The organism is Tardiphaga sp. 215_C5_N2_1 (assembly GCF_052076055.1).
Classification (GTDB): Bacteria; Pseudomonadota; Alphaproteobacteria; order Rhizobiales; family Xanthobacteraceae; genus Tardiphaga; species Tardiphaga robiniae.
Map to the genome: position 1 here is coordinate 3,380,959 of NZ_CP197240.1, position 26,396 is coordinate 3,407,354.

Consider the following 26,396-nt stretch of genomic DNA (forward strand, 5'->3'; position numbering starts at 1 on the left):
CTGAGACGGATTTCGACATTTGCAGATAGCGCAGCCTCTCACACTCGCTAGTATCACGCTACCGAACGGTGCCATCAGAGCGCCGACGCGGAATGGGGTGAAACAGATGCGCGTAAGAGTGCTGGTCGTGGCTTCGCTGTCGACGGGTTTTCTACCGGTTTCCGAAACGGCTTTTGCGCAAAGTCCACCTGGAGAGCCGCAGGTGCTGCCTCCGGTGGTGGTGTCCGCCCCCGCCACCGCCAGCAAACGCGGCCCCCGGCGTCAGACCACCCAGCGGGTCGCCGAGCGGCCGCGTACGGTCTACGTCTATCCGACCACACCGACGTCGCGTTCCGGCATCGACGTCGACAAGGTCACGGCGAGTATCAATTATGTCGATGCCCGCGCGATCGAACGTGCCAATTCCCTGAACGTCACGGATGCGCTGCAGCAGCAAGTGCCCGGCATTCTGATCAACGAAGTCGCGGGCAATCCCTTCCAGCCCGATCTGCAATTTCGCGGCTTCGTGGCGTCGCCGGTGGCTGGTACGCCGCAGGGGCTCGCGGTCTATCAGAATGGCGTGCGCATCAACGAAGCCTTCGGCGACACCGTCAATTGGGACCTGATCCCGACCGCGGCAATCCGATCGGTCAGCGTGGTGACCAACAATCCCGCCTTCGGCCTCAACGCACTGGGCGGCGCGGTCAACATCCAAATGAAGGACGGCTTCAACTATCAGGGAGCCGAGCTCAGCACGATGGGCGGCTCGTTCGGCCGCATCCAGGGCTCGGCGCAATGGGGCAAGCAGGTCGAGGGTTTCGCCGTCTATGGCGCGCTTGAAGGCCTGCATGACAAGGGCTTCCGCAACTTCGCGACATCGGACGTCCGACGCTTTTATGGCGATGTTGGCTATCGCAGCGACAGCAGCGAGCTTCACCTCAATATGGGCGTCGCCAACAACAAGTTTGGCGCCTCGGCGACCGTTCCGGTCGAACTGCTGCAGCAGAATTATGGCGCCACCTATACAACGCCGCAGACCTCGAACAATCGCGTCGGCTATCTCAATTTCACTGGAAAGGTCGAGGCGACGCCGACCTGGACGGTGGAGGCGGCGGCGCATCTTCGCTTCTTCCGGAACAAGACCCAGGATGGCAATCCAACCGGCACCCAGCCCTGTGAAGATCCGACCCTCTTGTGCTTCGGCGATGACGACACGCCGGCCAACGGCCTCAACGGCGCGCAAATTGCCAATCCTTTCGCGCCCGGCGCGGTTCTTGGCGAGAATGATCGGACCTCGACGCGCTCGACCACGGTGGGCGGCTCCCTGCAGGCGACCAATACCGATCAGTTGTTCGGCCATAACAACCGCTTTGTCGTCGGCGCCAGCTATTCGTCCAGCGCCAGTCACTTCACGGCCAGCGCCGAACTCGGCACCATCGGCCCGGATTACATCGTCACCGGCAGCGGGATTTCCCTCGGTCAGTCCGGCGATCCGATCGCGATCGGCCCGGTGTCGCTGCGCACCACCAATCGCTATGGCGGCATTTACGCGCTCGACACGTTCGACGTGACCAATGCCTTTTCGATCACCGGCGGCGGTCGCTTCAACACCGCGCAGATCGTGCTCGAGGATCAGATCGGCACCGCGCTCAACGGTGACCACACTTTCAATCGTTTCAATCCGATCATCGGCGGTACCTACAAGATCACGCCTGAACTGACCGCCTATGCCGGCTATTCGGAAGCCAACCGCGCGCCGACCCCGCTGGAACTCGGCTGCGCCGACCCCGCCAATCCCTGCATCGTCGGTGCCTTCCTGATCTCCGATCCGCCGCTCAAGCAGGTGGTTTCGCATACGATAGAAGCTGGTCTGCGTGGCACCAAAGAGCTGAATGCGGGCACGCTGGGCTGGAAGCTCGGCGCCTTCCGCGCCACCAACACCGATGACATTCTCGCAATCCCGAGCCCGGTGCTGCAAGGCTATGGCTATTTCCAGAATGTCGGCTCGACGCGCCGGCAGGGTATCGAGGCGGAGGTCACGCTGCGTGCACCGACCCTGCAGCTCTATGCGAGCTATGCCTTCGTCGATGCGCGCTTCCTTGATCCGCTCGCTATCGGCTCGAACAGCCCGTTCAAGGATGATGACGGCAACGTCCAGATCCTGCCCGGCAACCAGATCCCGGCGATCCCGCGTCACCGCGTCAAGGCCGGGTTCGACTATGCGCTGACTGACGCTTTCAAGGTCGGGGCTGATGCGCTGTTCGTCAGCAGCCAGTATTTCGTCGGGGACGATTCCAACCAGGCACCGAAACTTGAAGCCTATACCGTGTTCAATGCCCACGCGTCGTACCAGATCGACAAATCCGTGCAGGTCTTCGCCCGCGTCGACAACCTCCTCGACCGACGCTATTCGACATACGGGACTTTCTTCGAGACCGACTCGGTGCCGAATTTTGCCAATGGCGGCGCTCAGTTCACAGACGCACGTTCGGTCAGCCCGGCGCGGCCGCGTGCTTTCTATGCGGGTGTGAAAGTCAGGTTCTGACGGGCGTGGGCGATCAGGCCCGCGTCCAGTAGCGATAGCCGAGCCACCCGAGCAGGAGTGCGCTGGCGAGCCACAACACGATGATGGCGATCATGCCCGATCTGCTGGTCGGGCGTTCCGCAGCCTCGCGCGCCTTGATCCGGTACTCGGCCATCACCTCGCCCGGGACCAGCGCCACCACGAGCCAGATACCCAGCGGCACGATGATCAGGTCGTCGAGATAGCCGAGGACCGGCACGAAATCCGGAATGAGATCGATCGGCGACAGCGCATAGGCGGCGACAGCGATCGCGAGAACTTTCGCAAACCATGGCACCCGCGGATCGCGCGCGGCGAGATAGACGGCATGCGTGTCCGTCTTGATGTTCCGAGCCCAGCTTTTGATCCGCATCAACATGAATGCGTCGTATCGCACAAGTCAGCTTCAGAATAGCCATTGATATTGCAGCAGAAGTTGGCGGATCTCGCCTCCCCCTGCGAAGGGTCGAATCTTCCCGCCCCAGCCACAGCGGGGCCCGGATGCGCCCTTTGGCGTGTTGAGGAGCTGCCCGTTTCGTGGGAAGACGGCGGAAAGCTGAAAAAGTGTACCCAAAGAATTTCTGGGAGCGAGATGCCATGACCTACCGAGCACCGATCAACGACATGCTGCTGGCCCTCAACCATGGCGCCGGCCTGCAGGCGGCCCTGAAAGCCGGCCATTATGGCGATTTCGACGCCGACATGACCGCTGCCGTGCTTGAAGAAGCCGGCCGCTTTGCCAGTGACGTTCTGGCGCCGCTCAATACCGTGGGCGACAAGAACGGTATCAAGCTCGCGGATAATAAAGTCACCACCGCCCCCGGCTGGCCCGATGCCTATGCGCGCTGGACTGCCGCCGGCTGGAACGGCGTCTCTGGCCCCGAAGCTTTCGGCGGCCAGGGCCTGCCGCTGGCGATCAATGCCGCCTGCACCGAAATCTGGAGCGCGTCGAACATCGCCTTCGGCCTCTGCCCGCTGCTGACGCTGTCGGCCATCGAAGCGCTCGACGCCCATGGCAGCGATGAGCTGAAAAAGATCTATCTGGAAAAGCTGGTCACCGGCGAATGGACCGGCACCATGCAGCTCACCGAGCCGCAGGCCGGCTCCGATGTCGGCGCGCTGCGCTCGCGCGCCGAGCGTGCGCCGGACGGCAGCTATCGCATCTCCGGCACCAAGATCTTCATCACCTATGGCGATCACGACATGACCGATAACATCGTGCATTTCGTGCTTGCGCGATTGCCCGATGCCCCCGCCGGTACCAAGGGCATCTCGCTGTTCCTGATTCCGAAATTCCTCGTCAATGCCGACGGCTCGCTCGGTGAACGCAACGACATCCATGCCTCCGGCGTCGAGCACAAGCTCGGCATGCACGCCTCCCCCACCTGCACCATGACCATGGGCGACAAGGGCGGCGCGGTTGGCTACCTCATCGGCGAGGAAAATCGCGGCATGCTCTGCATGTTCACGATGATGAACCAGGCCCGGCTCGGCGTCGGGCTTGAAGGCGTCGGCATTGCCGACCGCGCCTATCAGCAGGCACTGGCCTTCGCGCAGGAGCGTAAACAAGGCCGCGGCATCGGCAGCAAGACTGCGGGCATGGACCCGATCATCGTGCATCCCGACGTCAAGCGCATGCTGATGCAGATGCGCTCGCTCACCGCCGCTGCGCGCACCATCTGCTACGCCACCGCCGTGGCGCTCGACGTCGCCGCGCGTTCGCCCGACGCCAAGGTGCGCACCGAAGCGGCGGCACGCGGCGCACTGCTGACGCCGATCGCCAAGGCATTCTCCACGGATATCGGCAATGAAGTGACGTCACTGGGCGTGCAGATCCATGGCGGTATGGGCTTCATCGAGGAGACCGGCGCTGCGCAGCACTACCGCGATGCGCGCATCACCGCGATCTATGAAGGCACCAACGGTATCCAGTCGATCGATCTCGTCACGCGAAAACTCGCAGCATCAGGCGGCGAAGCCGTATGGGCACTGCTTGACGAACTCAGCGGCATCGTGTCGCGCGTGGAGGCCTCCAACGATCCCGCCTTCGGCACCACCGGCGCAAAACTCCGCGACGCGCTCGGCTCGCTGGAGCGTTCGAGCAAATGGCTGCTGGAGAAGCTGGCCTCGGCGCCAAACGACGCTCTGTCCGGCGCCACGCCCTATCTGCGGCTGTTCGGCTCCACCCTCGGCGGCTGCATGCTGGCCAATGAGGCGCTTGCAGCGCGCGACATCGACGGCGGCAGCAACGCGACGCGTTATGTCACACTGGCGCGGTTCTTCGCCGAGAATGTTGCGGTGCAGGCTGGTTCGCTTGAACGCACCGTGATGGACTCCAGTGAATCCGTGATGTCGGCCGATGCCGTTTTGCTGGCATAAACCATCGCCCTCCATATCGGCCGCAGCGGATTGATGTAATATCCGGCAGAGGAAACGTGCCAGCCGCGCTTTTTGCGGGGCGCTGCAAGGAGCTGCAAGGGATTGACATGACCGAACATCTGATCGTGACCGACGACGAGGCCACGCGCGTGATCACGCTGCGCCGGCCGGAAAAGAAGAACGCGCTGACGCAGGACATGTATCACGCCATGTCGGACGCGATCGACACCGCGCAGAACAATCCCGATATCCGCTGCATGATCATCACCGGCGGCTCCGGCGCCTTCACCGCGGGCAACGACCTGCAGGATTTTCTGAAGGACAGCGCCGAAAAGGCCGAGTCCCCACGCGCGTCGAACGCCGTGAAGTTTCTGTATTCGCTGGCGCAGAACACCAAGCCGATCATCGCCGCGGTGGATGGCATTGCCATCGGCATCGGCACGACCATGCTGTTCCACTGCGACTATGTGCTGGCCTCGACCACCGCAACCTTCTCAACGCCGTTCATTCATCTCGGCCTGGTGCCGGAAGCCGCCTCCAGCCTGCTGTTCCCGCGCACCATGGGTCATCAGCGGGCCTTCGCCGCGCTGGTGATGGGCCGCACGATGACGGCGGAAGATGGCCAGGCCGCCGGTTTCATCAACGAAATCGTGCCGCCCGGTCACACTGAAGTCGAAGCGCGCAAGGTCGCCCGCGAAATCTGCGCACTGCCGGTGGAAGCCGTGGCAATCTCGCGCCGGCTGCTGAAGCTCCCGCCCGAGGATCTCACGCGGCGCATCGATCAGGAGAGCCATCTGTTCGGCGAGCGCATGAAGTCGCACGAAGCGAGCGCGGCGTTCAAGGCGTTCTTCGCGCGCAAGAAGGGGTGATGATCCTGCGCTTTCTTAACCTCTCCTCGTTTCACGGGGAGAGGTCGACGTTCAGGCGCGCAGCGCATGAACGTCGGGTGAGGGGCATGGCACTGTCGTCAACGCAATTGTGAGCTATCGTGTCGCTGTCATGTCAAACGATAGCGGCATGAATGACCAATTATCGCAGCGAAAGTTGCGGACATCCGACCCGAGGGATCTTCCAGAATTGCTGACATCGTGCGCTGCGCTTCGCCGGTCGACCTCTCCCCGCCTAGCGAAGCTGCGCTTCGCATGGACACGGGGAGAGGTTAGGACCATCGTACTTGCGGTGCTCGCGGCATGGTCGCTGAGCTTTACAGGTGCTTACGCCCAGACCCCCGCATCTCCCGTCGACGTCACCGTCCTTGCCATCAACGACTTCCACGGCAATCTGCGCCCTGCCCCCGGCGGTATCAGTATCGACGATCCCGCCGACAGGACGAAGAAGATCACCGTGCCCGCCGGCGGCGCGGAGCATATGGCGACGCTGGTGAAGCAGCTCCGCGCCGGCAAGGCGAACAGTGTATTCGTGGCTGCCGGCGACCTGATCGGCGCCAGCCCGTTTCTCTCTGCGCTGTTTCATGACGAACCGACCATCGAGGCACTATCGATGATGGGCCTTGAGATCGCCTCGGTCGGCAATCACGAATTCGACGAAGGGCGCGAGGAGCTGCTGCGCATGCAGAACGGTGGGTGCCACCCCATCGATGGCTGCCAGGGCCCGCATCCCTTTGCCGGCGCGACGTTCAACTATCTCGCCGCCTCGACCATCGACACCAAGACCGGCAAGCCGCTGCTGCCGTCCTATCAGATCAAGACATTCGACGGCATTCCCGTCGCCTTCATCGGGCTCACGCTGAAAGGCACGCCCGGTCTCGTCGCCCCGCCGGGAATCGCCGGGCTGGAATTCAGGGACGAAGCCGACACGGTCAATGCGCTGGTGCCCGAACTGAAGGCCAAAGGCGTCGAGGCCATCGTGGTGCTGATCCATGAGGGCGGCTTCCCCACCGGCGACTACAATGAATGTCCGGGTATTTCCGGACCGATCGTCGATATTGTGAAGAAGTTCGATAAGGCGGTCGACGTCGTCGTCAGCGGTCACACCCACCGCGCCTACACCTGCCAGATCGACGGACGCCTCGTCACGTCAGGCGACAAATACGGCACGCTGGTCACCACCATCGATCTCAAGCTCGACCGCACGACGCGCGACGTCATCAGCGCGAAGGCCGACAACGTCATCGTGCGCACGGCAACCTATCCCGCAGATCCCACGCAGACGGCCTTGCTTGCCGCCTATGACAAGGTTGCCGCGCCCATTGCCAGTCGCCCTGCGGGATCGGTCACCGCAACGCTGTCGCGCATGCCCGACATGACGACCGGCGAAAGCCCGCTGGGCGATATCATCGCCGACGCACATCTCGCCGCGACATCGGCCGGCAATCTCGGCGCCGCCGTGATCGCCTTCACCAATCCCGGCGGCATCCGCGCCGACATCACCAAATCGGCCGACGGCAGCGTGACCTATGGCGACGTCTTCGCAGCGCAGCCGTTCCGCAACCAGCTGGTGACGCTGACGCTCACAGGCGCGCAGATCAAGGCGATGCTCGAGCAGCAATGGAACACGCAGAGCCGGCCGCGCATCCTGCAGGTGTCGAAAGGCTTCAGTTACGCCTGGAATAACGGTGCAGCCGCCGGCCAGCGTGTTCCACCCGAGCGCATGATGCTGGATGGTAAGGTGATCGATCCCGCAGCAAATTATCGCGTCACCGTGAACGGCTTTCTGGCCGTCGGCGGCGATGGCTTCACGGTGCTGAAAGAGGGCAAGGAGCCGCTGGTCGGCGTCTATGATGTCGATGCGCTGAACGCCTACATGAAGGCCAACAGCCCGGTGTCGCCGATGCCGCTGGGGCGGATTGCGCGGGTGGATTAGCGGAACGCCTGTCGGCCCCAAGCCGTCATTCCGGAATCATCATGGCTCGTCATTCCGGGGCGCACGAAAGCGGCGGGGCCGCTGCAGTGCGAACCGGAATCTCGAAGTGCTTTGCGCTGAACAGATCGGGATTCCGGGTTCGCGTCCGGCAAATGCCGGCCGCGCCCCGGAATGACAGTTTGGGGCGGGAGACGTCATTAAACATTTTTTCCTATCTCCCGTTGACAACACCCTCGTCAGGTTTATATTCCCCTTCGTCCTGCCCCATCGAGAGGGGCGATCGCGATCGTCACGTTCGCGGGGTGGGATGCGGTGGACGCCGGAGATGCGGCGTTACGCGGTTCACGGGGGACGTCTGTCTTCGGGCAGGACGGATCTGCGCCAGCACTGCCACTGGCAAGGAGACGGCCGACCTTGGGATGGAAAGAGCCCTGGACAGCGCGACGGACGACCAAATCGAAACGCGTTCGGCCAAGTGCTTTGCGGCTACCCTGTCCCTCCGCCCTGGGACATTAATTTTGGTGATGGGACCGTTCGCCATGGCAGATGTGCAAGCAACCGAAAAAACACCGCAGGCGGAACGCCGGGCAATCGCTCGGCGCCTCCGAAAGTCCTGATGCACTCTCAATTGCGGAAGACCGCATTCGCATCAGGCCCAAGGGTGCAACGGGCACCCGGCGTTCCGCACGCCCTCTCACAGGGGGCAGGAATGCAAGCAACGACGGCGCCCCCGCGCCGCAAACAATGGGGGCGATGACGCATGTCTGAAGAGCAGTGGCTGTTTGACATTTGAATCTGTGATGGCGCGATGAAGGCGCCGCCCCCACAGGTGTCATCCCCGGGCTTGACCCGGGGATCCAGCTTGGCCCGCACACCGTCGCACAAGACAAGGTGGATGGCCGGGTCAAGCCCGGCCATGACGTGGGGAGAGGCCTGGGATTATTGCGAAGCTCGCTTCGCGCTATCCGGCCATGACCGTCATGAAATTGAACGGCCTTCACCTTCTACGCCACGTTCCTCCGGTCGATCTCGCTATGGACATCGAACGGCTCCGGCCTGCCCACCGCATAGCCCTGCGCAAAGTCCACGCCGATCTGCGTGAGCGCCGTGATGATCTCGTCGCTCTCGACAAATTCCGCCACCGTCCGCTTGCCCATGATCTTGCCGATATGGCTGATCATCTCGACCATGGCGCGGTCGATCGGATCGGTGAGCATGTCCTTGACGAAGGAGCCATCGATCTTGAGATAGTCCACAGGCAGGTGCTTGAGATAGGCGAAGGACGACATGCCGCTGCCAAAATCGTCCAGCGAGAAGCGGCAACCGATCTGCTGCAGCGCCTGGATGAATTTATTGGCGTCGGCGAGATTGGCGATGGCGCTTGTCTCGGTGATCTCGAAGCAGATGATGGTCGGCGGTATCCGATAGATGCGGAACTGCTCGCGGACATAGTCCAGAAAGCTTTCATCCTTGAATGTCGCGCCGGACAGATTGATGGCGCAGGTCGAGACCGGCGTCGCACCTTCGACCAATCGCGCGGCGAGAATGATGAACGCATTCCTGACCACCCAGCGATCGATCAGCGTCATCAAACCATAACGTTCTGCCGCGGGAATGAAATGGCCGGGCGCAACCAGTTGCCCCGCCTCGTCGCGCAGCCGCAACAACAGTTCGACATGCAGAGTGCCATCCTCGCGCTCGCTGAGCGGAATGATCTTCTGGGCATAGAGACGGAAGCGATCCTGTTCCAGCGCATCGTGAATGCGCTGTACCCAGTTCATTTCGCCGAACCGCTGCAGCAATTCGGAATCGCTGGGCTGATGCAGTGTAACGCGATTGCGGCCTTTCTCCTTGGCCATGTAACAAGCTGCATCGGCCGCGCGCAGCGCTTCTTCCAGCGTCACCTCGGGCTGCGCGATACAGACGAGGCCAATACTGACGGTGACGTTGAACGAACGTCCGTTCCAGACGAAGTTCAGCTCTTCGACCGTCCGCCGCAATCGCTCGGCGGTCGCCGCCGCGCGATCCGGCTCGCAGCGTTCCAGCAGCACGGCGAATTCATCGCCACCAAGGCGGGCCAACAGATTGTCCGGGCGCAGATGTTTTTTCAGTATGCCCGAGACCTGCCGCAGCAGATGATCGCCGGCGGCATGGCCGCAGGTGTCGTTGACGATCTTGAATTGATCGAGATCGAGAAACATCAGTGCATGCGGCCGCGCATCGGCGTCGATCCGCGGCAGTGCATATTGGACCCGACGCTCGAATTCGCGGCGGTTCGGCAGCCCCGTCAGTGCATCATGCGAGGCCTGGAACGCGAGACGTGAGATGTATTTCTGCTCACGCTCCTTCTCGATCTTCAGCGCCGTCTCGAAGCGCTGACGCTGGATCAGCAGATTACGTGTCCGCCAGATGCCGAGCAGGATCAACAGCGCCGCGGTGAACACATTGGCGACCAGCAGAATGCCTTGAATGGCGCGGGAGCCGATGCCGAGGCGTCGGGAGAACTCCACTGCCAGCGGCGAGGTCTGTTCATTGATCTGGTCGATTTGCGCCTTCAGGGCTGCAAGGCGCATCGATCCCACCTTGCCATCGATGACGCTGGCGTGAATGGCGTCGGCCGTATCCACCAAATTCTGGATCACGGGATCGGTGGCGTGCCAGGTCTCGATGGCTCGGGCGAGATAGACGACCTTGCTGAAATTGCGAAACAGCGAGATCATGCCGGGGATGTCTGCGGCATCGTTGCCGCCTTGCAGGAATCCGTCATAGGCAGCCCGCAGATCCGGCACCGCCTGTTCGAGCGCGCGGCGCGCGATGAGATCCCCGAGCGGCACGGCGATGCTCGCCTGATAGAGACGATAATATTTGTCGTCGCCGGTCTCGGCATAGAGGCTGAGTGCATGCACCGCCTCCATCTGCCCCTTCGACCATCGGCTTTCGCCGGTGACATAGGCGCGGACCGACGACAGGATGTGGATGCTGGTGCCGGCGAGAAATGCCTGCAGCAAGACGATGGCAACGAACGGCCACACCGAACGCAAGAGATGGGGTACGCGCCTTGGATATTTCGATTCACTCATCGCGTACGAACCCACCCCAGACGCGAGCGCAACTGCGGAGTCCGACGATGGAATATGCGCACCTTCTCCGCAGAATGCCGCGGCCTCCACCGATAGCAGCCGCGACTTAACGCGCGTTTCAATTCCGCGGCGTCAGGCGGTGTCGATGAAACGACATGAATCGAATGTGAAGAAAGCGATCCATAATTCTGATCGGTAGCTTTGTTAGGGGACGACCGCACCAGCGATGCCCCCCTATCGGAACCTGACCTGACCGGCTAGGTTATCGTCTCATCATACCAGCGCACCCTGCGCTTGCGGACCATTTGCATGACGACACTTCTTCTAAGCCATCCGGCCTCGCTCGATCACCTCACCCCGCCCGGCCATCCTGAACGCCCCGACCGTATGCGCGCGGTGGCGCAGGCACTCAGCGAAGACCGCTTCAACGCGCTGGTGCGGGGCGAAGCGCCGGAGGGCAATCTCGACGTCGTCAGCCTCTGTCATGACAATCATTACATCGATGAATTGCGCCATGTCGCGCCGAGCAGCGGCCTCGTCTATCTCGACGGCGACACGTCGATGTCCCCTGGCACCTGGGAAGCGGTGATGCGCGGCGTTGGCGGCGCAATCGCGGCGACCGACGCGGTGATGAAAGGCGAGCACACCAATGCCTTCGTCGCGACCCGCCCGCCCGGCCATCATGCCGAGCACAACAAACCGATGGGCTTCTGCTTCTTCGATCAGGCGGCGATTGCAGCGCGGTATGCGCAGCGCACCTACGGCATTACCCGCGCGGCTGTCGTGGATTTCGATGTCCACCATGGCAATGGCACGCAGGACATTTTCTGGGCCGACCCCACGGTGATGTATTGCTCGACACATCAGATGCCGCTGTTTCCCGGTACCGGTGCATCCCAGGAGCGCGGCGAGCACGACACGGTCGTCAATGCACCGCTGCATGACGGCGACGGCAGTGCAAAATTCCGCTCTGCTTTCGACAATCTCATCCTGCCGCAACTGCAGAAATTCGCACCGGAACTGCTGATCATCTCCGCCGGCTTCGATGCGCATCGCCGCGATCCGCTCGCGTCGCTCAATCTCGACGCCGAGGATTTCGGCTGGGTGACACGCAAGCTGATGGATCTCGCCGACAGCACCGCCGGTGGCCGCATTGTCTCGGTACTCGAGGGTGGTTATGATCTGCAGGGCTTGAAAGAATCGGCCGCGGCCCATGTTTCTGCGCTGATGGGGGCATCGCGCTGAAAGGGGGCAGGTCGCAAAACGTACCCGCCACAATACGCCCTCAAACATATCTTTGACTCCGTCCTTCCAAAATGCGCACACGGGAAACCGAATGGCCGAGAACACCCATGCTGACGTCAAGAAGCTGACGTTTGAGACCGCGATCGAAGAACTGGAATCGATCGTGAAGCGCCTCGAAGACGGCAAGGTGCCGCTGGAAGAGTCGGTCGCCATCTATGAGCGCGGCGAGGCGCTGAAACGGCGCTGCGACGAGTTGCTGCGTCAGGCTGAAGCCCGCGTGGACAAGATCACCACGGATTCGAACGGCAAAGCGATCGGCACCGAACCGCTGGACGTCCAGTAGGAAATCGCGCGGGCTGAGACCTCGCACCACCCCGCGGCCGAATTAGCGCTTGGCGCATGGCGCGGCCTGTTTATAGTCCGCCGTCAGTCCGGGGAACCAGCGTGCGCGTCCAGCACCGTCATGTCATCTATGTGCAGGGATACGATCCGCGGGGACTCTCGCAGTATTACCGCATGTTTCGGACCGAACTGCGCAAGTTCGGCCGGCTCTATGGTCTGACCACCTCGGTCAGCCGGCCGAAAGGTCATACGGACGGCGAATTTGCGCATGAATCCGCCTCCTGGCGCATCGAAACCTCCGGCGACGGCTGGCAGACCACAACCGATTACGATTTCCTGCGCTGGGAAGACATGATCCAGCGCGATCTGGCCGTGCCGATCTGGCGCACGCTGATCCACGCCATCGCCATCTATTGGGGCCTTGTCTTCTCCGGTACGATGGGCCGGTTCTGGAAGGCGCATTGGCGCTTCGCCACCTTCATCAGCTGGCCCCACGTCCTGTTGCTCAACGGAGCGATCTGGTCGGCGGGCATCGCCTGGCTGTTCGCGTTAGGGCTGCAGGCGCTTGGAATACACGGATTTCTGGTGGGCTGCGGCGCTGCGGCGGTGTTCGTGGCCGTGCTCGGCTCGCTGCTGAAATACACCGAAAAGCACACCTATCTGCTCTATCTGATGGCCGACACGATCTTCACCTGGCAGTTTTCCCACGGCAACCGGCCGGACTGGGACGCCCGGATCGACCGTTTCGCGCAGCATCTGGTCCAGGTCGCCAAGTCTACCAAGGCGCAGGAAATCGTGCTGGTCGGTCACAGCTCCGGCTCGTTCCTTGGCTCCGAAATCCTCGCCCGCGCGCTGAAACTCGATCCGGAACTCGGTAGCCACGGCCCTCGCGTCGTGCTGCTGACGCTCGGCGGCAATATGCCGATCGTCGGCTTCCATAGAGTCGCGCAAGGCTTTCGCGACAATTTGCGGCTGCTGGCCGTGGAGCCTTCCATCGACTGGATCGACTGCCAATCCCGCAAGGACGTGATGAACTTCTTTCCGTTCGATCCCATCGCCGGTCACGGGATCGACGCCGGCGCGGCCCGGCGCAATCCCACCATCGTCCCCGTCCGGTTCCGCGAAATCATCCGCCCGGAACATTACAACCGGTTCCGCTGGAAATTCTTCCGGGTGCACTTCCAGTTCGTCATGGCCAATGAGCGGCCGCATGCCTACGATTTCTTCATGATCGTTTGCGGGCCTGTGCCTCTCAGGGGGCGTGTCAGTCAGCCGGCTACAACTTTGGCGTTGGTCGATGGCACCCCCACCACCCGCGAAAACGCATGGAAAAAGCTCGATTTGGGCGCGAAGAGCCCTACCCACACGGGTTCCCATGAGACGGAACCGGTCGCCCGGCGCATCGGCTAGGCACACCGCGCGAATGTCCATAGCGCCTTTGTGCTGCCACCCCCGCAGGCACGGCGGTTGGCTTTGGCCATCGCTTTGGTGTAAAGGGACTAGGACTATGCGCTGACGAGCAGGCTGAAACGCCGGCCGTTAACGTAGATAAGCGCTTCATTCATCTGGCAAAAATGATCAGATGAAGTCGCCGCCAAGCATGTTAGATATCACACTGAAAAATCGAAGCCCATTATAAGGCCTCGAAACAGGCTTCCCGGTTCTGGAGGCTGCGGTTGTCCGGTGGGCGCGCGGAAACGCGACGGCCCCGAAGCCAGACGCAGTCCCGGACATGTAAAATTGGAATAGTGCCGTGACCGATTTTAGTAAGACACCGTTGCTCGATACCATCAAGACTCCGGAAGATCTCCGGAAGCTGAAGATCGAGCGGGTTCGTCAGGTTGCCGACGAGCTTCGTCAGGAAACCATCGATGCGGTGTCCGTCACCGGCGGCCACTTCGGCGCCGGTCTTGGCGTTGTCGAACTGACCACCGCCCTCCACTACGTCTTCGATACGCCGCGCGACCGCATCATCTGGGATGTCGGCCATCAGGCCTATCCGCACAAGATCCTCACCGGTCGCCGCGACCGTATCCGTACGCTCCGCACCGCCGGTGGTCTGTCCGGCTTCACCAAGCGCAGCGAGAGCGAATACGATCCGTTCGGCGCCGCGCATTCCTCGACCTCGATCTCCGCCGGCCTCGGCATGGCGGTCGCCCGCGACCTCTCCGGCGGCAAGAACAACGTTATCGCCGTGATCGGTGACGGTTCGATGTCGGCAGGCATGGCTTATGAAGCCATGAACAACGCAGGCGCGATGAATTCCCGCCTTATTGTCATCCTCAACGACAACGACATGTCGATCGCGCCGCCGGTCGGCGCCATGTCGGCCTATCTGTCGCGCATGTATTCGGGCAAGACCTACCGCTCGCTGCGCGATGCCGCCAAGCAGCTCGGCAAACATCTGCCGAAGCTGATCGCCGATCGTGCCGAGCGCGTCGAAGAATATTCGCGCGGTTTCATGGTCAACGGCGGCACGCTGTTCGAAGAACTCGGCTTCTATTATGTCGGTCCGATCGACGGTCACAACCTCGATCATCTGCTGCCCGTGCTGCAGAACGTTCGCGACATGGAGACCGGCCCGATCCTGCTTCACGTCGTGACCCAGAAGGGCAAGGGCTACGGCCCGGCCGAAGCCGCCGCTGACAAATATCATGCGGTCGTCAAATTCGACGTCGCCACCGGCACCCAATCGAAGTCCAAGCCCAACGCCCCGGCCTATCAGAACGTGTTCGGCCAGAGCCTCGTCAAGGAAGCCGAGAAGGACGACAAGATCGTCGCCATCACCGCGGCCATGCCGTCGGGTACAGGCGTCGACATCTTCAACAAGGCGTTCCCGAACCGCACCTTCGACGTCGGCATTGCCGAACAGCATGCGGTGACCTTTGCCGCCGGTCTTGCGACCGAAGGCTACAAGCCGTTCTGCGCCATCTACTCGACCTTCCTGCAGCGCGGCTACGACCAGATCGTCCACGACGTGGCGATCCAGAATCTGCCCGTGCGCTTCGCCATCGATCGCGCCGGACTGGTCGGTGCGGATGGTGCGACCCATGCGGGCTCATTCGACAATGCCTATCTCGGCTGTCTGCCGAACATGGTCATCATGGCCGCCTCCGACGAAGCCGAACTGGTGCACATGGTCGCGACCCAGGTCGCCATCAACGATTCACCGAGCGCCCTGCGCTACCCGCGCGGCGAAGGCCGCGGCGTCGAGATGCCTGAAGTCGGCATCCCCCTGGAAATCGGCAAGGGCCGCATCGTCCGCGAAGGCAGCAAGGTTGCTCTTCTGTCGTTCGGCACGCGCCTCGCCGAATGTGAGAAGGCCGCCGACGAACTCGCCGCCCACGGCCTGTCGACCACGATTGCCGACGCGCGCTTCATGAAGCCGCTCGACACTGACATGATCCTCAAGCTCGCCCGCGATCACGAGATCCTTCTGACCGTCGAAGAAGGTTCGATTGGTGGATTCGGCTCGCATGTGATGCAGCTGCTCGCCGACAACGGCATGCTCGACGGCGGTCTGCGCATGCGTTCGCTGGTGCTGCCCGACATGTTCCAGGATCACGACACACCGGCAGCGATGTATGCCCAGGCGGGTCTCGACTCTAAGGGGATCGTCAAGAAGGTGTTCGAGACCCTCGGCAAGGATTTCAAGGCCGAGACCGTCAAGCTCGCTTGATCTGTCGTTGAACGCGACATCGCGTTTGCAATTGCGAAGAGAATACGACGAGGCAATTCGGCAGGAACCGCCGGATTGCCTCGTTCTCGTCTGAATTGGCTCGTCAATGTCGGCGCGGCTCACCATGAGACGGGGACTTCATGAATATCTATCTCGCAGGCCCCGACGTGTTCCTGCCCAATGCCGCCGAGATCGGCCGGCAGAAGGTCGCGCTCTGCAAGCGCTACGGCGCGCACGGGTTCTTCCCGCTCGATAACGCCATCGACATCAATGCCGGCGACGCTTCGCGCCAGATCTTCCACGGCAACGAAGCGATGATGAATCATTGCGACATTATCATCGCCAATCTCACGCCGTTCCGCGGTCCCAGCGCCGATGCCGGCACGGTGTTCGAGCTTGGCTATATGGCGGGCCACGGCAAGCTCTGCTTCGGCTATTGCAATGACCCCACGCTCTATATCGACCGTGTCCGCCGCATGACAGAGGTCACCGATCGGGACGGACATCTGGTGGATGCGGATGGGCTCACCGTCGAAAATTTCGGCCTCGCCGACAATCTAATGATGATCCACGCGCTCGATCTCTATGGCGCGCCCATGATCGTCCCCCGCGAAGCACCCAATGATCTCTGGCAGGATCTGACGAGCTTCGAAGCCTGTTTGAAACTTGCTGCATCGTACTGACCATGACGAAATCTCAGAACACTGCTGCCGCGCCGCGCAAACGCGCCGATACGCTTCTCGTCGACCGCGGAATTTTCGAAAGCCGCGCGCGTGCGCAAGCCGCCATCGAAGCGGGGCTTGTGAAGGCCAACGGCAAAGCGGTCGCCAAAGCGTCAGAACCGCTACTGCTCGACGCCGCGATCGAGGCTGAACCGGCGCATCCCTGGGTCTCGCGCGGCGGGGTCAAGCTGGCCGGCGCGCTCGAGCTATATCCGATCGAGATCGAGGACCACGTCTGCCTCGACGTCGGCGCCTCCACCGGCGGTTTTACAGAAGTGCTGCTCGCCAACGGCGCCAGCATGGTCTTCTCCATCGATGTCGGGCACAGCCAGCTTCATCCATCGCTGCACGGCCATCCGAAAATCATCTCGATGGAAGAAACGGATATCCGCAACTATGAGAACAAGCGCCTGCCGGCGCGGCCCGACGTCGTGGTAATCGATGTCAGCTTCATCTCGCTCAAGGCGGTGCTGCCTGTCGCGCTGTCGCTCGCCGCGGCGCCGATGAGCCTGCTGGCGCTGATCAAGCCGCAATTCGAGGCCGACCGGAAGCAATCCAAGCGCGGCATCATCAAGAACGCTGCCGTGCATCAGGCCATCTGCGACGACATCACGGATTTTGCCAGGACGCTCGGCTGCACCGATATCGAGGTCTTCCCGTCGTCGATCACAGGCGGCGATGGCAATATCGAGTTCTTCATGGGTGCCCGGCGTGGCTGAACACCTGACCATCGATCATGTCGGCCAGCGCGGCGACGGCGTCAGCCTCACCAGTGGCGCGTCGCTGTTCGTGCCCTACACGCTGGCGCATGAGATCGTCGAGACGGAACGCGACGACGAACATCCGGAGCGTCGACGATTGCTGCAGATCGACACCGCCAGCTCGGAACGAATTGATCCGTTCTGCACCTACTTCACGCGCTGCGGCGGCTGCGCCATCCAGCATTGGCAACCCGATCCCTATCAGGCCTGGAAGCGCCAGATCGTGATCGACACGCTGGCGCAGGCGAAGATCACCTGCCCGGTCGATCCGATCGTTGATGCTCATGGCGCCGGCCGCCGCCGCGTAACGTTGCATGCCCGGCGTGGTAGTGATGGCGAGCTGCGTGTCGGCTTTGCCGCATCCGCGAGCCACGCGATCATCGCCATTGACGCGTGCCCGATCCTGGATCCTGCACTGGATGGCGCGCTCGATGCCGCGCGCGCGCTGGCCGAGGTGTTGAAGCCGGTCAGCAAGCCGCTGGACATTCAGGTGACAGCGGCCAGTAACGGACTCGATATCGACGTCCGCGGCACCGGGCCATTGCCGACCGCGATCATCACAGCGCTGTCGCGCATCGCTGAAGCGCACAAACTCGCGCGCCTCACGCGGCATGGTGAACTCGTGCTGATGCGCGTACCGCCTGTGGTCACGATGGGCAGCGCACAGGTTACACTGCCGCCGGGCTCATTCCTGCAGGCCACGGCCGCCGGTGAAGAGACATTGGCGGCGCTTGTGCTCCAGCTCTGCAAAGGCGCGAAGAACATTGCCGACCTGTTCTGCGGCATCGGTCCCTTCGCGCTGCAGTTGGCCACCAAGTCGAAGATTACAGCTTTCGATAGCGACGCAGGCGCCATCACCTCGCTGCAACAGGCCATTAAGGACACCAAGGGTCTGAAGCCGATCAAGGCCGAGATGCGCGACCTGTTTCGCCGTCCACTGGTGCCGCAGGAGCTGCGCGACTTCGACGCTGTTGTGTTCGATCCGCCGCGCCAGGGCGCACAGGCACAAGTCGAACGGCTCGCGGCAAGCAAGATCCCCGTCGTCGTCGCCGTGTCGTGCAACGTCCAGACCTTCGCACGCGATGCAAAGATCCTGATCGATGGCGGCTACAAGCTCGAGAGCGTCACACCCGTGGACCAGTTCCGGCATACGCCCCATATCGAATTGGTGGCCCGCTTCAAACGCTAGTTGTCTTTTCACGGTGCTTGCGCTGGAGTGCACTCACGCTGCCGCACAAGTGCAGCATGGAGGCGACGTGACACCCATCGATCCCAACATTCTGCCGGCTGGAATTCGCTCGCGCTTCGTCGAGGGCATCAACGGTTTGCGTGTCCATGTGCTGGAGGCCGGCTTTGAAACCAAAGGCCGGCCCTGCATCCTGCTGGTACACGGATTTCCCGAGCTGGCCTTCAGCTGGCGCAAGGTCATGCCGCAGCTCGCCGCGGCCGGCTATCACGTGATTGCGCCGGACCAACGCGGCTATGGTCGTACCACCGGCTGGAGCGCAGACTATGATGGCGATCTGCGTCCCTTCAATCTGCTCAACCTCGTGCGCGATGCGGTCGGCCTCGTCGCCGCCTTCGGCTACCGCCATGTCGACGCCGTGGTCGGACACGACTACGGCAGCTCGGTCGCAGCATGGTGCGCACTGGTGCGGCCGGATGTCTTCAAATCCGTCGTGCTGATGAGCGCGCCCTTCGCCGGACCTCCGCCGCTGCCTTTCGGTACCGCCGATCAGCCGGCTCCGCCAAAGGCGGAAGATCCCGTGCATCGCGACCTCGCCGCACTGCCGCGGCCGCGTATCCACTATCAGTGGTACTACGCGACGCGTGCTGCCAACGCTCATATGCAACACGCACCGCAAGGCGTGCATGATTTCCTGCGCGCCTATTATCATCACAAGAGTGCGGACTGGCCGGGCAACACGCCCACTCCATTGCAGGGCTGGACGGCGAATGAACTTGCGAAACTTCCGGCCTATTATGTAATGGACCGCGACCAGACCATGGCCGAGACCGTCGCGGCAGAGATGCCGACGCCCGATCAGATCGCATCATGCAAATGGCTGCCGGACAATGAACTGGCCTTCTATGCCGGTGAATATGCCCGCACCGGCTTCCAGGGCGGATTGCAATGGTACCGCTGCAACACGACAGGCGCGTTCAATGCCGACTACGAGACGTTTGCCGGTCGCACCATCGACGTCCCTTCAGCTTTCATTTCGGGCAAGCAGGACTGGGGCATCTATCAGCGTCCCGGCGCCATCGAGACGATGCAAAACAGCGCCTGCACGAATATGCGCGCGATGCACCTGATCGACGGCGCAGGCCATTGGGTGCAGCAGGAACAACCACAAGAGGTCAGCCGCTTGCTGCTCAAGTTCCTGAAAGACAACGGTCCGCGCTCATAGTCCCTGCGATCAGGTCAGCCCAGCATCAGCCGACTGGCCTCCTCCATGCTGACATCGCGCTCACCCAGCAGATGCGCGACGATCTGTTTCTGCGTTTCGCTTTCGATCACAGCAAACGGATCGGGCGTCATCAGGCGATGATCGATCACGAGGCGCGACAGCAGCAGGCGCCGCGCGTCGCCGCGCCGGGCGTGGATGCGGTGCGCCTCCCATGTGAGTGCCACGGCGCTGGCCACATGATACAGCGAGCTCGTTGCGCGGCGGGCATCGCCCTCATTGTCCGAACGTGCAGCCACCTCACGGGCAAAGTCGATCGCCTTGTCTGTCAGACCGCGCAGGCGATCCCGCCATGCCTGCGGTACGCTCGGAGAATCGTCCAGCCGCGCATGCAAGTCGGCAGCAAGCGCAGCCTCGGCACCGTGCCGGCCCACCGCACGCGTCAGCGCGTCGAGCGCGACGATATTGCCGGTGCCTTCCCAGATCGAGCCGAGATGCGCATCGCGCAGCAGCCGCGCGGTGGCGAATTCCTCAATGTAACCGACACCGCCGCGCATCTCCATCGCATCCCCGCAGACCTTGCGCGCGTCACGCGTCGCACGGAATTTCAGCGTCGGCGTCAGGATCCGCAGCAGCGCTGCAGCATCCTGACTGCCGGCTTCGGCACGGTCCAGCGCATCCGCGGTGAGGAAGCTCATCGACAACGCCTGCTCGGTCGCCAGCATGATCTTCATCAACTGCCGCCGCGCCAGCGGCATGTCGATAATGCGCTGGCCGAACACGACACGTCCACGCGCGACTGCCATCGCATCGTGCCAGGCGCGGCGCATCAGCGAGGTCGACTTCACGCCATTCGACAGGCGCGACGAATTCACCATCTCGGCCATCTGCACGAAGCCGCGATCGAGCTTGCCGACGGCATAAGCGATAGCGCCCTCAAGCTTGATCTCACCTGATGCCATCGACCGCGTGCCGAGCTTGTCCTTCAGGCGCACGATCCGGTAGTGATTGGGCGTGCCGTCATCGAGCGTCCGCGGCATCAGGAACAGGCCGACGCCCTTGGTGCCGCCGACCGCACCTTCCGGCCGCGCCAGCAGCATCACGACCTTCGCATCGGCATTGGAGCAGAACCACTTTTCTCCATACAGCCGCCAGTGATCGCCCTCCTGCACGGCCCGCGTCGTCAGCTTGCCGACGTCGGAGCCGCCTTCCTTCTCGGTCATGAACTGGCCGCCCTGGGTCAGCTTGCTCATGTCGGTCTGCGTCAGCCCGTCGAGATATTTCGCCTTGAGCGCATCGTCGCCGTAATTCGACAGCAGCTTCGCAGCACCGTCGGTGACATTGATCGGGCAGCCCATGCCGAACTCGGCCTGGTTGAACAGGAACGTAAAGGCGTGTTTGGCCGCCACCGGATAGGTCGAGGGCCAGCCCATAATGCCCTTGCGGTGCGACAGCGCGTGAATGCCGAACTCGCCGAAGGCTGCGTTCTCCAGTTCGCGATAGGCCGGGTGATATTCCACCCACTGAACGTCCTGGCCGAACTTGTCGCGCTGATGCAGCACGGGCCCATGCTTGTCGGCCATCCGCCCGGCTTCATCGAGCGGACCACCGACAAGGCCACCCAGCCGATCGAGATGCGGCTCGATATGCTTGAACAGATCCTCCGGCAGATGAATGCGCAGCAGATCGGTCAGCGCCGGATCGGCGCGGTAGAAATTCATGCCGGACGTGTCGGGTGCGATCAGATTGGCGGCGATCTGGGCATGGGCGTTCATGACGGCCTCTTGTGTTTGGCAGTTGCGTTTCCATCTTCATCATGCGCCTACCGCGCCAGCGAATAAAGTGCCCAGCCGGAGATTTGATCCATGGAAATTCCGCATTACGAAACCGCTTTGATCGTCGGTGTCGGTGAGGGCATCAGCGCATCGCTGGCGAGGCTGCTGTCCAAACAGGGCATCCGCGTCGCACTCGCCGCCCGCAATCCCGTCAAGCTGGATGCGCTGTGCCAGGAGACCGGCGCCAAGGCCTTTGCCTGCGACGCGACCCAGGCTGGAGATGTCGCCAAATTGTTTGCAGATGCCGAACGCCAGATCGGCGCGCCCGATATCGTCGTTTACAATGCCAGCCAGCGCGCCCGCGGACCTTTCATCGAGCTCGCACCTCCCGATGTTGCACAATCCATCGCAGTTAGCGCCTTCGGCGGATTTCTGGTCGCACAACAGGCATTGCAGCGCATGTTGCCCAACAAGCACGGCGCCATCCTGTTCACCGGTGCCTCCGCGAGTATCAAGGGCTTTGCGCAATCGGCCCCCTTCGCCATGGGCAAGTTCGCTTTGCGCGGCATGGCGCAGTCGTTGGCCCGCGAGTTTGCACCGCAAGGGATCCACATCGCCCACTTTGTCATCGATGGCGGCATTCGCAGTTCGGTGCGGATCGAGCCCGCGGACAGGCCGGATTCGATGCTCGACCCCGATGCCATCGCCATGAATTACTGGAACGTGCTACAGCAGCCGCGCAGTGCCTGGAGTTCGGAGCTCGAAATCCGTCCATGGGTCGAGAAATTCTGACGCGAGAACGGGGCGAGATACATGAGTGAAGCCGCAAAGATCATCGACACCGGCACCAGTGAACTGCTGTGTGAGATCCGCGAGCGCGTTGCCGTCATCACCCTGAACCGGCCGGAAGCGCGCAACTCGCTGTCGGATCATCTCACGCCCGCATTGCGCACGATGATCCGCACCTGCGGCGAAAACCCCGATGTCGGCGCGCTACTGATTACAGGCGCCGGCACGGCCTTCTGCTCCGGCGGGGACGTGAAGGGCATGGGCGCTCATCGCAAGCAGTCCACGCTCGATATGTCCTTCGACGAACGCGTTGCCGACCTGCAGGAGCGCCAGCGCCTGCTGACCGGTGCGCTGGTCGCCGTACGCAAGCCGACCATTGCCGCCCTGCCCGGCCCCGCTGCAGGCGCCGGCCTTGCCATAGCCATGGCCTGCGACATCCGCATCGCGGCGCAATCGGCTTTCGTTTCCACCGGCTATCTGCGCGTCGGCCTCAGCGGCGATTACGGCATCGCCTGGCTGCTGACGCGGCTCGTCGGCACAGCCCGCGCGCGCGAGTTGATGTTCACGGCCGATAAGGTCGAGGCAAGCCGCGCCGAAGCCATCGGTCTGTTCAACCGCGTGGTGCCTGACGACAGGCTGCAGGACGAAGCCTTCGCCATGGCCCGTGGCATGGCCCAGGGACCGACGCTGGCGCTGCGCTACATGAAGGACAATCTCGACGAAGCGCTCGCATTCGATTTCACCACCGCGAGGGATCATGAAGCGGAGAGGCTGATCCGCACGACCATGACGGCAGATCACCGCGAGGCGGTGCAAGCCTTCATCGAGAAGCGCAAGCCAAACTTCTCTGGCAACTAGGGAATAGCCTCTCCCACGTCGTTGCCGGGCTTGACCCGGCAATCCACCTGTCGGAACGATGCGCATGCGGTCAAGATGGATACGCGGGTCAAGCCCGCGTATGACGACTGAGAGCAAAGCGCATGAAACTTCAACCCACCGTCCTGGCAAAATCGACAAACGCCCGCAGTGCCGCCGGCAATTGTCGGCGACTGGGATAATACATGAAGAAGCCGGGATAGGCCGGGCACCAGTCAGCGAGGACTCGAACAAGCTTTCGCTTGGCGATCAACTCCTCGACCTGCCCTTCGAACACGTAAGCCAGTCCGGCTCCGTCCAGCGCGGCGTCCACCATCAGATCCTGATCGTTCAGTGTGAGCGCGCCCGCGACGTCGATCTCGACCTCGATGCCGCCGCGCTCGAATTCCCAACGATAGAGCGCGCCACCCCAGAAGCGATAGCGGATGCACGGCAGATCTTTCAGCTCATGCGGCGTCTGCGGCAGCTTGTGCTGCTTGAGGAAGCCGGGTGACGCAACGACCGCCGATCGCTGCCGCGGGCCGATCGGCACCGCGATCATGTCCGCCGCAACGGTTTCGCCGAAGCGGATGCCCGCATCGAAACCGGCCGAGACCATGTCGACAAGACCGTCATTCACGGCAATCTCGACATTGATCTCCGGATAGGCTTTCAGAAATCGCGTGACGATCGGCAGCAGCACGAGCTGTGCGGATTGCCGGGCGGCGTTGAAGCGCAACGTCCCCGCCGGCTTGCCGCGAAAATGGTTGAGGTCCTCCAGCGCATCATTGATGTCCTGAAACGCCGGACTGACCCGCGCGAACAACCGCTCGCCCGCCTCCGTCAGCGCGACGCTGCGGGTGGTGCGATTGACCAGCCGGACATCAAGACGCTCCTCGATGCCGCGCAAGGCGTGGCTCAGCGCGGAGGCGGATACGCCCAGCTCAATGGCGGCATTGCGAAAGCTGCGATGCCGGGCAATCGCCAGAAAGGTGGCGAGGTCGGCCGGGCCGATCAGGCTCATTGTTGAATCCAACTCATGAACACATGGAACAAATAGAGGATTATTTCAGTTCTGGCGAGCCGCTAGTTTCCTCCCATCAGCCCTGCACTAACGCGGGGCCAACACAGGAGAGACCACCATGCGTGTCTGGTTCATCACAGGAGCATCCCGCGGTTTCGGCGCCCTCATCGCGGCAGAAGCCTTGGCCCAGGGCGATGCCGTCGTGGCAACGGCCCGCGATCCCAATGCTGTCACTGCACGTCTCGGCACCCATGAGCGCCTGCTGGCGACGCGGCTCGATGTCACCAGCGAGACCGAGGCCCATGAGGCCGCAGGTCAGGCCGTGAAGAAATTCGGCCGCATCGATGTGCTGGTCAACAATGCCGGTTATGGCCTGCTCGGCGCGATCGAGGAAGCCAGTGCCAATGAAGTCGAACGCCTCTATGCCACCAACGTGTTCGGCCTGCTCGGCGTCACCCGTGCCGTGCTGCCGCATATGCGCCGGCAGGGCTCGGGTCACATTATGAACATTTCATCCGTCGGCGGATATGCCGGCTTCCCCGGCTGGGGCGTCTATGGCTCGACCAAGTTCGCGGTCGAAGGCATCAGTGAAGCACTGGCCGCCGAAGTCGCGCCGCTCGGCATCCATGTCACCGTGGTCGAACCCGGCTTCTTCTGCACCGACTTTCTGGACGATAACTCGCTGGTGCGCACCGCACTCGAGATCAGCGACTATCACGCCACCGTCGGCAAGACTCGCGGCCATGCCGCCGACGCCAATCATGCGCAGCCCGGCGATCCCAGCAAGCTGGCAAAGGCCTTCATGCAGCTCGCGGCTGCCAAGACCCCTCCAGTCCGCTTGCCGCTCGGCAGCGACACGGTTGCGCGGATTGAGAGCAAGCATGCTTTTGTCGAAAAGGAACTGGCTGCGTGGCGCGACGTGGCCACATCAACAGACTTCGCGAAAGGGACGGCATAGGCGCCGTCTTCAGGACACGCAGATGCGACGAAGCAATCCTGAGCTAGAGAGGGATTGAATTGCTTCGTCGCATCATACCTTGCCTGAACGTGGCGAGCGTTGCCGCGCTTAGGCAAGTATCGGCTGCAGGGATCGCGCTGCGAGGCGCCAGACCGCACATGGGTTTGCGGTTGGCGCCGCATCGATCTGCTTTACGAAGCGCACCTGCTTCCAATCGCCCGGCGTCGGCGCGAATGTGAAGCCGGCCTTGCGGGCCAGTGCGAGCATTGCCTCGTTTGAGCGCAATGTATCCCCGAAGAGCTGGTCGGCTCCGAGCGCAGCAGCACGGCATTCCAGGTTAGATAAAAGGGCCGCGCCGATGCCCTGCCCTTGCATGGAATCGGCAACGGACAGGCCCAGCTCGAAACGGGACGTCGCTTCATCGAACGCGTAGCGGGCCTCGCCGACAATGGTCTCCGAGCCATCGCGCGAGATCGTCGCTACGACCGAGAAACTGTCGGCCTCGCCGACATGGATGAACTTGTCGAGCTGCCCCGCCGGCAATTCGCTGGCGGCGCCCATCAGGCGATTGTAGCGCGACCGCACAGACAGGCCGCGGAAATAGGCCTGCAACGCGTCCGCATCGTGAAGCTCGACAAACCGAACTGTCACCGCAGCGCCGCTGCGTGACAACACCACATCGGAATACTGACCGAGGTCATCGAGGTTGAGATGTTGCATGACAGTTGCTCCCGGACGATCGGACCGTCCTTACGCGCGCCAGAACGGCTTGCTGGCCTCGGCCATCACGTCGCCCACCGAAAGGCCGGCGTCGTGGATGTCGCGCTCGCTCCAATGGGCCAGTTCGCGGCGTTGATGGGCGCGCTCCCGCCAGACGTGGAACGTCTCGGCGATGGCCGCCACGCTGAGCGGAGCATGATGATTTGTCATCGATTCATGGGTGCAAGTAGACATTTTGCTCTCCTGAAGCTAAATTTACTTAGGAAATATCGGCTTCATTCTCACATTGCACAA

The 26,396-nt window shown here is 62.4% G+C and carries 21 protein-coding genes; 15 read left to right on the forward strand and 6 right to left on the reverse strand.

Translation table 11 applies throughout. The features are described from left to right. Window positions 1-106: 106 nt before the first annotated feature. Window positions 107-2,524 carry a TonB-dependent receptor gene (locus tag AB7828_RS16135; RefSeq protein WP_439074873.1) on the forward strand — a complete coding sequence of 806 codons (2,418 nt, stop codon included), beginning with the start codon at window positions 107-109 and terminating at the stop codon, window positions 2,522-2,524. Between the two features lie 13 nt (window positions 2,525-2,537). Here the strand turns inward: AB7828_RS16135 and AB7828_RS16140 are convergent, their stop codons facing one another. After that, the gene (locus AB7828_RS16140) at window positions 2,538-2,921 is read right to left on the reverse strand and encodes a YkvA family protein (RefSeq protein ID WP_441230596.1); all 384 of its coding nucleotides are present in this window, start codon (window positions 2,919-2,921) and stop codon (window positions 2,538-2,540) included. A gap of 218 nt (window positions 2,922-3,139) precedes the next feature. Between AB7828_RS16140 and AB7828_RS16145 the strand changes: the two genes are divergently transcribed. The 3 genes from AB7828_RS16145 to AB7828_RS16155 all read left to right on the forward strand — a co-directional run bounded on the left by AB7828_RS16145 (window position 3,140) and on the right by AB7828_RS16155 (window position 7,744). Beyond that, window positions 3,140-4,921: an acyl-CoA dehydrogenase gene (locus tag AB7828_RS16145; RefSeq protein WP_441230597.1), complete on the forward strand. Its 1,782-nt coding sequence runs from the start codon at window positions 3,140-3,142 to the stop codon at window positions 4,919-4,921. 107 nt (window positions 4,922-5,028) lie between these two features. Next, entirely contained in the window at window positions 5,029-5,790 is a 762-nt protein-coding gene (locus tag AB7828_RS16150; RefSeq protein ID WP_441230598.1) for a crotonase/enoyl-CoA hydratase family protein, read from the forward strand. Between the two features lie 310 nt (window positions 5,791-6,100). Next, window positions 6,101-7,744: a bifunctional metallophosphatase/5'-nucleotidase gene (locus AB7828_RS16155; protein ID WP_441230599.1), complete on the forward strand. Its 1,644-nt coding sequence runs from the start codon at window positions 6,101-6,103 to the stop codon at window positions 7,742-7,744. Window positions 7,745-8,748: 1,004 nt separating this feature from the next. Here the strand turns inward: AB7828_RS16155 and AB7828_RS16160 are convergent. Beyond that, window positions 8,749-10,824: a putative bifunctional diguanylate cyclase/phosphodiesterase gene (locus AB7828_RS16160; RefSeq protein ID WP_441230600.1), complete on the reverse strand. Its 2,076-nt coding sequence runs from the start codon at window positions 10,822-10,824 to the stop codon at window positions 8,749-8,751. A gap of 309 nt (window positions 10,825-11,133) precedes the next feature. Between AB7828_RS16160 and AB7828_RS16165 the strand changes: the two genes are divergently transcribed. The 8 genes from AB7828_RS16165 to AB7828_RS16200 all read left to right on the forward strand — a co-directional run bounded on the left by AB7828_RS16165 (window position 11,134) and on the right by AB7828_RS16200 (window position 19,984). Next, the gene (locus tag AB7828_RS16165) at window positions 11,134-12,069 is read left to right on the forward strand and encodes a histone deacetylase family protein (RefSeq protein ID WP_093757041.1); all 936 of its coding nucleotides are present in this window, start codon (window positions 11,134-11,136) and stop codon (window positions 12,067-12,069) included. A 91-nt stretch (window positions 12,070-12,160) separates the two neighbouring features. Next, window positions 12,161-12,412 (forward strand): exodeoxyribonuclease VII small subunit, encoded by a 252-nt coding sequence (locus AB7828_RS16170; RefSeq protein ID WP_068734542.1) that lies wholly within the window; start codon window positions 12,161-12,163, stop codon window positions 12,410-12,412. Window positions 12,413-12,513: 101 nt separating this feature from the next. After that, on the forward strand, window positions 12,514-13,821 hold the full coding sequence (locus AB7828_RS16175) for a hypothetical protein (protein ID WP_441230601.1): 1,308 nt from the start codon (window positions 12,514-12,516) through the stop codon (window positions 13,819-13,821). Window positions 13,822-14,164: 343 nt separating this feature from the next. Beyond that, complete coding sequence (dxs, locus tag AB7828_RS16180; protein ID WP_089265987.1) at window positions 14,165-16,090, forward strand: 1-deoxy-D-xylulose-5-phosphate synthase; 1,926 nt, start codon at window positions 14,165-14,167, stop codon at window positions 16,088-16,090. A 140-nt stretch (window positions 16,091-16,230) separates the two neighbouring features. Then, window positions 16,231-16,773 (forward strand): nucleoside 2-deoxyribosyltransferase, encoded by a 543-nt coding sequence (locus tag AB7828_RS16185; protein ID WP_439064957.1) that lies wholly within the window; start codon window positions 16,231-16,233, stop codon window positions 16,771-16,773. 2 nt (window positions 16,774-16,775) lie between these two features. Beyond that, on the forward strand, window positions 16,776-17,531 hold the full coding sequence (locus AB7828_RS16190; protein WP_441230602.1) for a TlyA family RNA methyltransferase: 756 nt from the start codon (window positions 16,776-16,778) through the stop codon (window positions 17,529-17,531). Continuing rightward, entirely contained in the window at window positions 17,524-18,762 is a 1,239-nt protein-coding gene (locus AB7828_RS16195; protein ID WP_441230603.1) for a class I SAM-dependent RNA methyltransferase, read from the forward strand. The genes AB7828_RS16190 and AB7828_RS16195 overlap by 8 nt, the downstream gene beginning before the upstream one ends. Window positions 18,763-18,838: 76 nt before the next feature. Then, complete coding sequence (locus AB7828_RS16200; protein WP_441232255.1) at window positions 18,839-19,984, forward strand: alpha/beta fold hydrolase; 1,146 nt, start codon at window positions 18,839-18,841, stop codon at window positions 19,982-19,984. Window positions 19,985-19,998: 14 nt separating this feature from the next. Here AB7828_RS16200 and AB7828_RS16205 read toward each other — a convergent pair whose 3' ends face one another. Further along, the gene (locus tag AB7828_RS16205) at window positions 19,999-21,756 is read right to left on the reverse strand and encodes an acyl-CoA dehydrogenase family protein (protein ID WP_441230604.1); all 1,758 of its coding nucleotides are present in this window, start codon (window positions 21,754-21,756) and stop codon (window positions 19,999-20,001) included. A 90-nt stretch (window positions 21,757-21,846) separates the two neighbouring features. Here AB7828_RS16205 and AB7828_RS16210 point away from each other — a divergent pair, with 90 nt between their 5' ends. Both AB7828_RS16210 and AB7828_RS16215 read left to right on the forward strand, forming a co-directional pair. Next, on the forward strand, window positions 21,847-22,548 hold the full coding sequence (locus AB7828_RS16210; RefSeq protein WP_231079367.1) for an SDR family NAD(P)-dependent oxidoreductase: 702 nt from the start codon (window positions 21,847-21,849) through the stop codon (window positions 22,546-22,548). Window positions 22,549-22,569: 21 nt separating this feature from the next. After that, window positions 22,570-23,403 carry an enoyl-CoA hydratase gene (locus AB7828_RS16215; protein ID WP_231079366.1) on the forward strand — a complete coding sequence of 278 codons (834 nt, stop codon included), beginning with the start codon at window positions 22,570-22,572 and terminating at the stop codon, window positions 23,401-23,403. A gap of 130 nt (window positions 23,404-23,533) precedes the next feature. Here the strand turns inward: AB7828_RS16215 and AB7828_RS16220 are convergent, their stop codons facing one another. Further along, window positions 23,534-24,424, reverse strand: coding sequence for a LysR family transcriptional regulator (locus AB7828_RS16220; RefSeq protein ID WP_441230605.1), 891 nt, complete (start codon window positions 24,422-24,424; stop codon window positions 23,534-23,536). A 118-nt stretch (window positions 24,425-24,542) separates the two neighbouring features. On the opposite strand from AB7828_RS16220, the gene AB7828_RS16225 reads away from it, so the two are divergent. Continuing rightward, complete coding sequence (locus tag AB7828_RS16225; RefSeq protein ID WP_441230606.1) at window positions 24,543-25,382, forward strand: oxidoreductase; 840 nt, start codon at window positions 24,543-24,545, stop codon at window positions 25,380-25,382. 108 nt (window positions 25,383-25,490) lie between these two features. Here AB7828_RS16225 and AB7828_RS16230 read toward each other — a convergent pair whose 3' ends face one another. Beyond that, the gene (locus AB7828_RS16230) at window positions 25,491-26,102 is read right to left on the reverse strand and encodes an N-acetyltransferase family protein (RefSeq protein ID WP_441230607.1); all 612 of its coding nucleotides are present in this window, start codon (window positions 26,100-26,102) and stop codon (window positions 25,491-25,493) included. Window positions 26,103-26,132: 30 nt separating this feature from the next. Further along, a complete protein-coding gene (locus AB7828_RS16235; RefSeq protein WP_120287053.1) occupies window positions 26,133-26,336 on the reverse strand; it encodes a DUF1127 domain-containing protein in 204 nt (67 codons plus the stop codon). Window positions 26,337-26,396 lie beyond the last annotated feature (60 nt).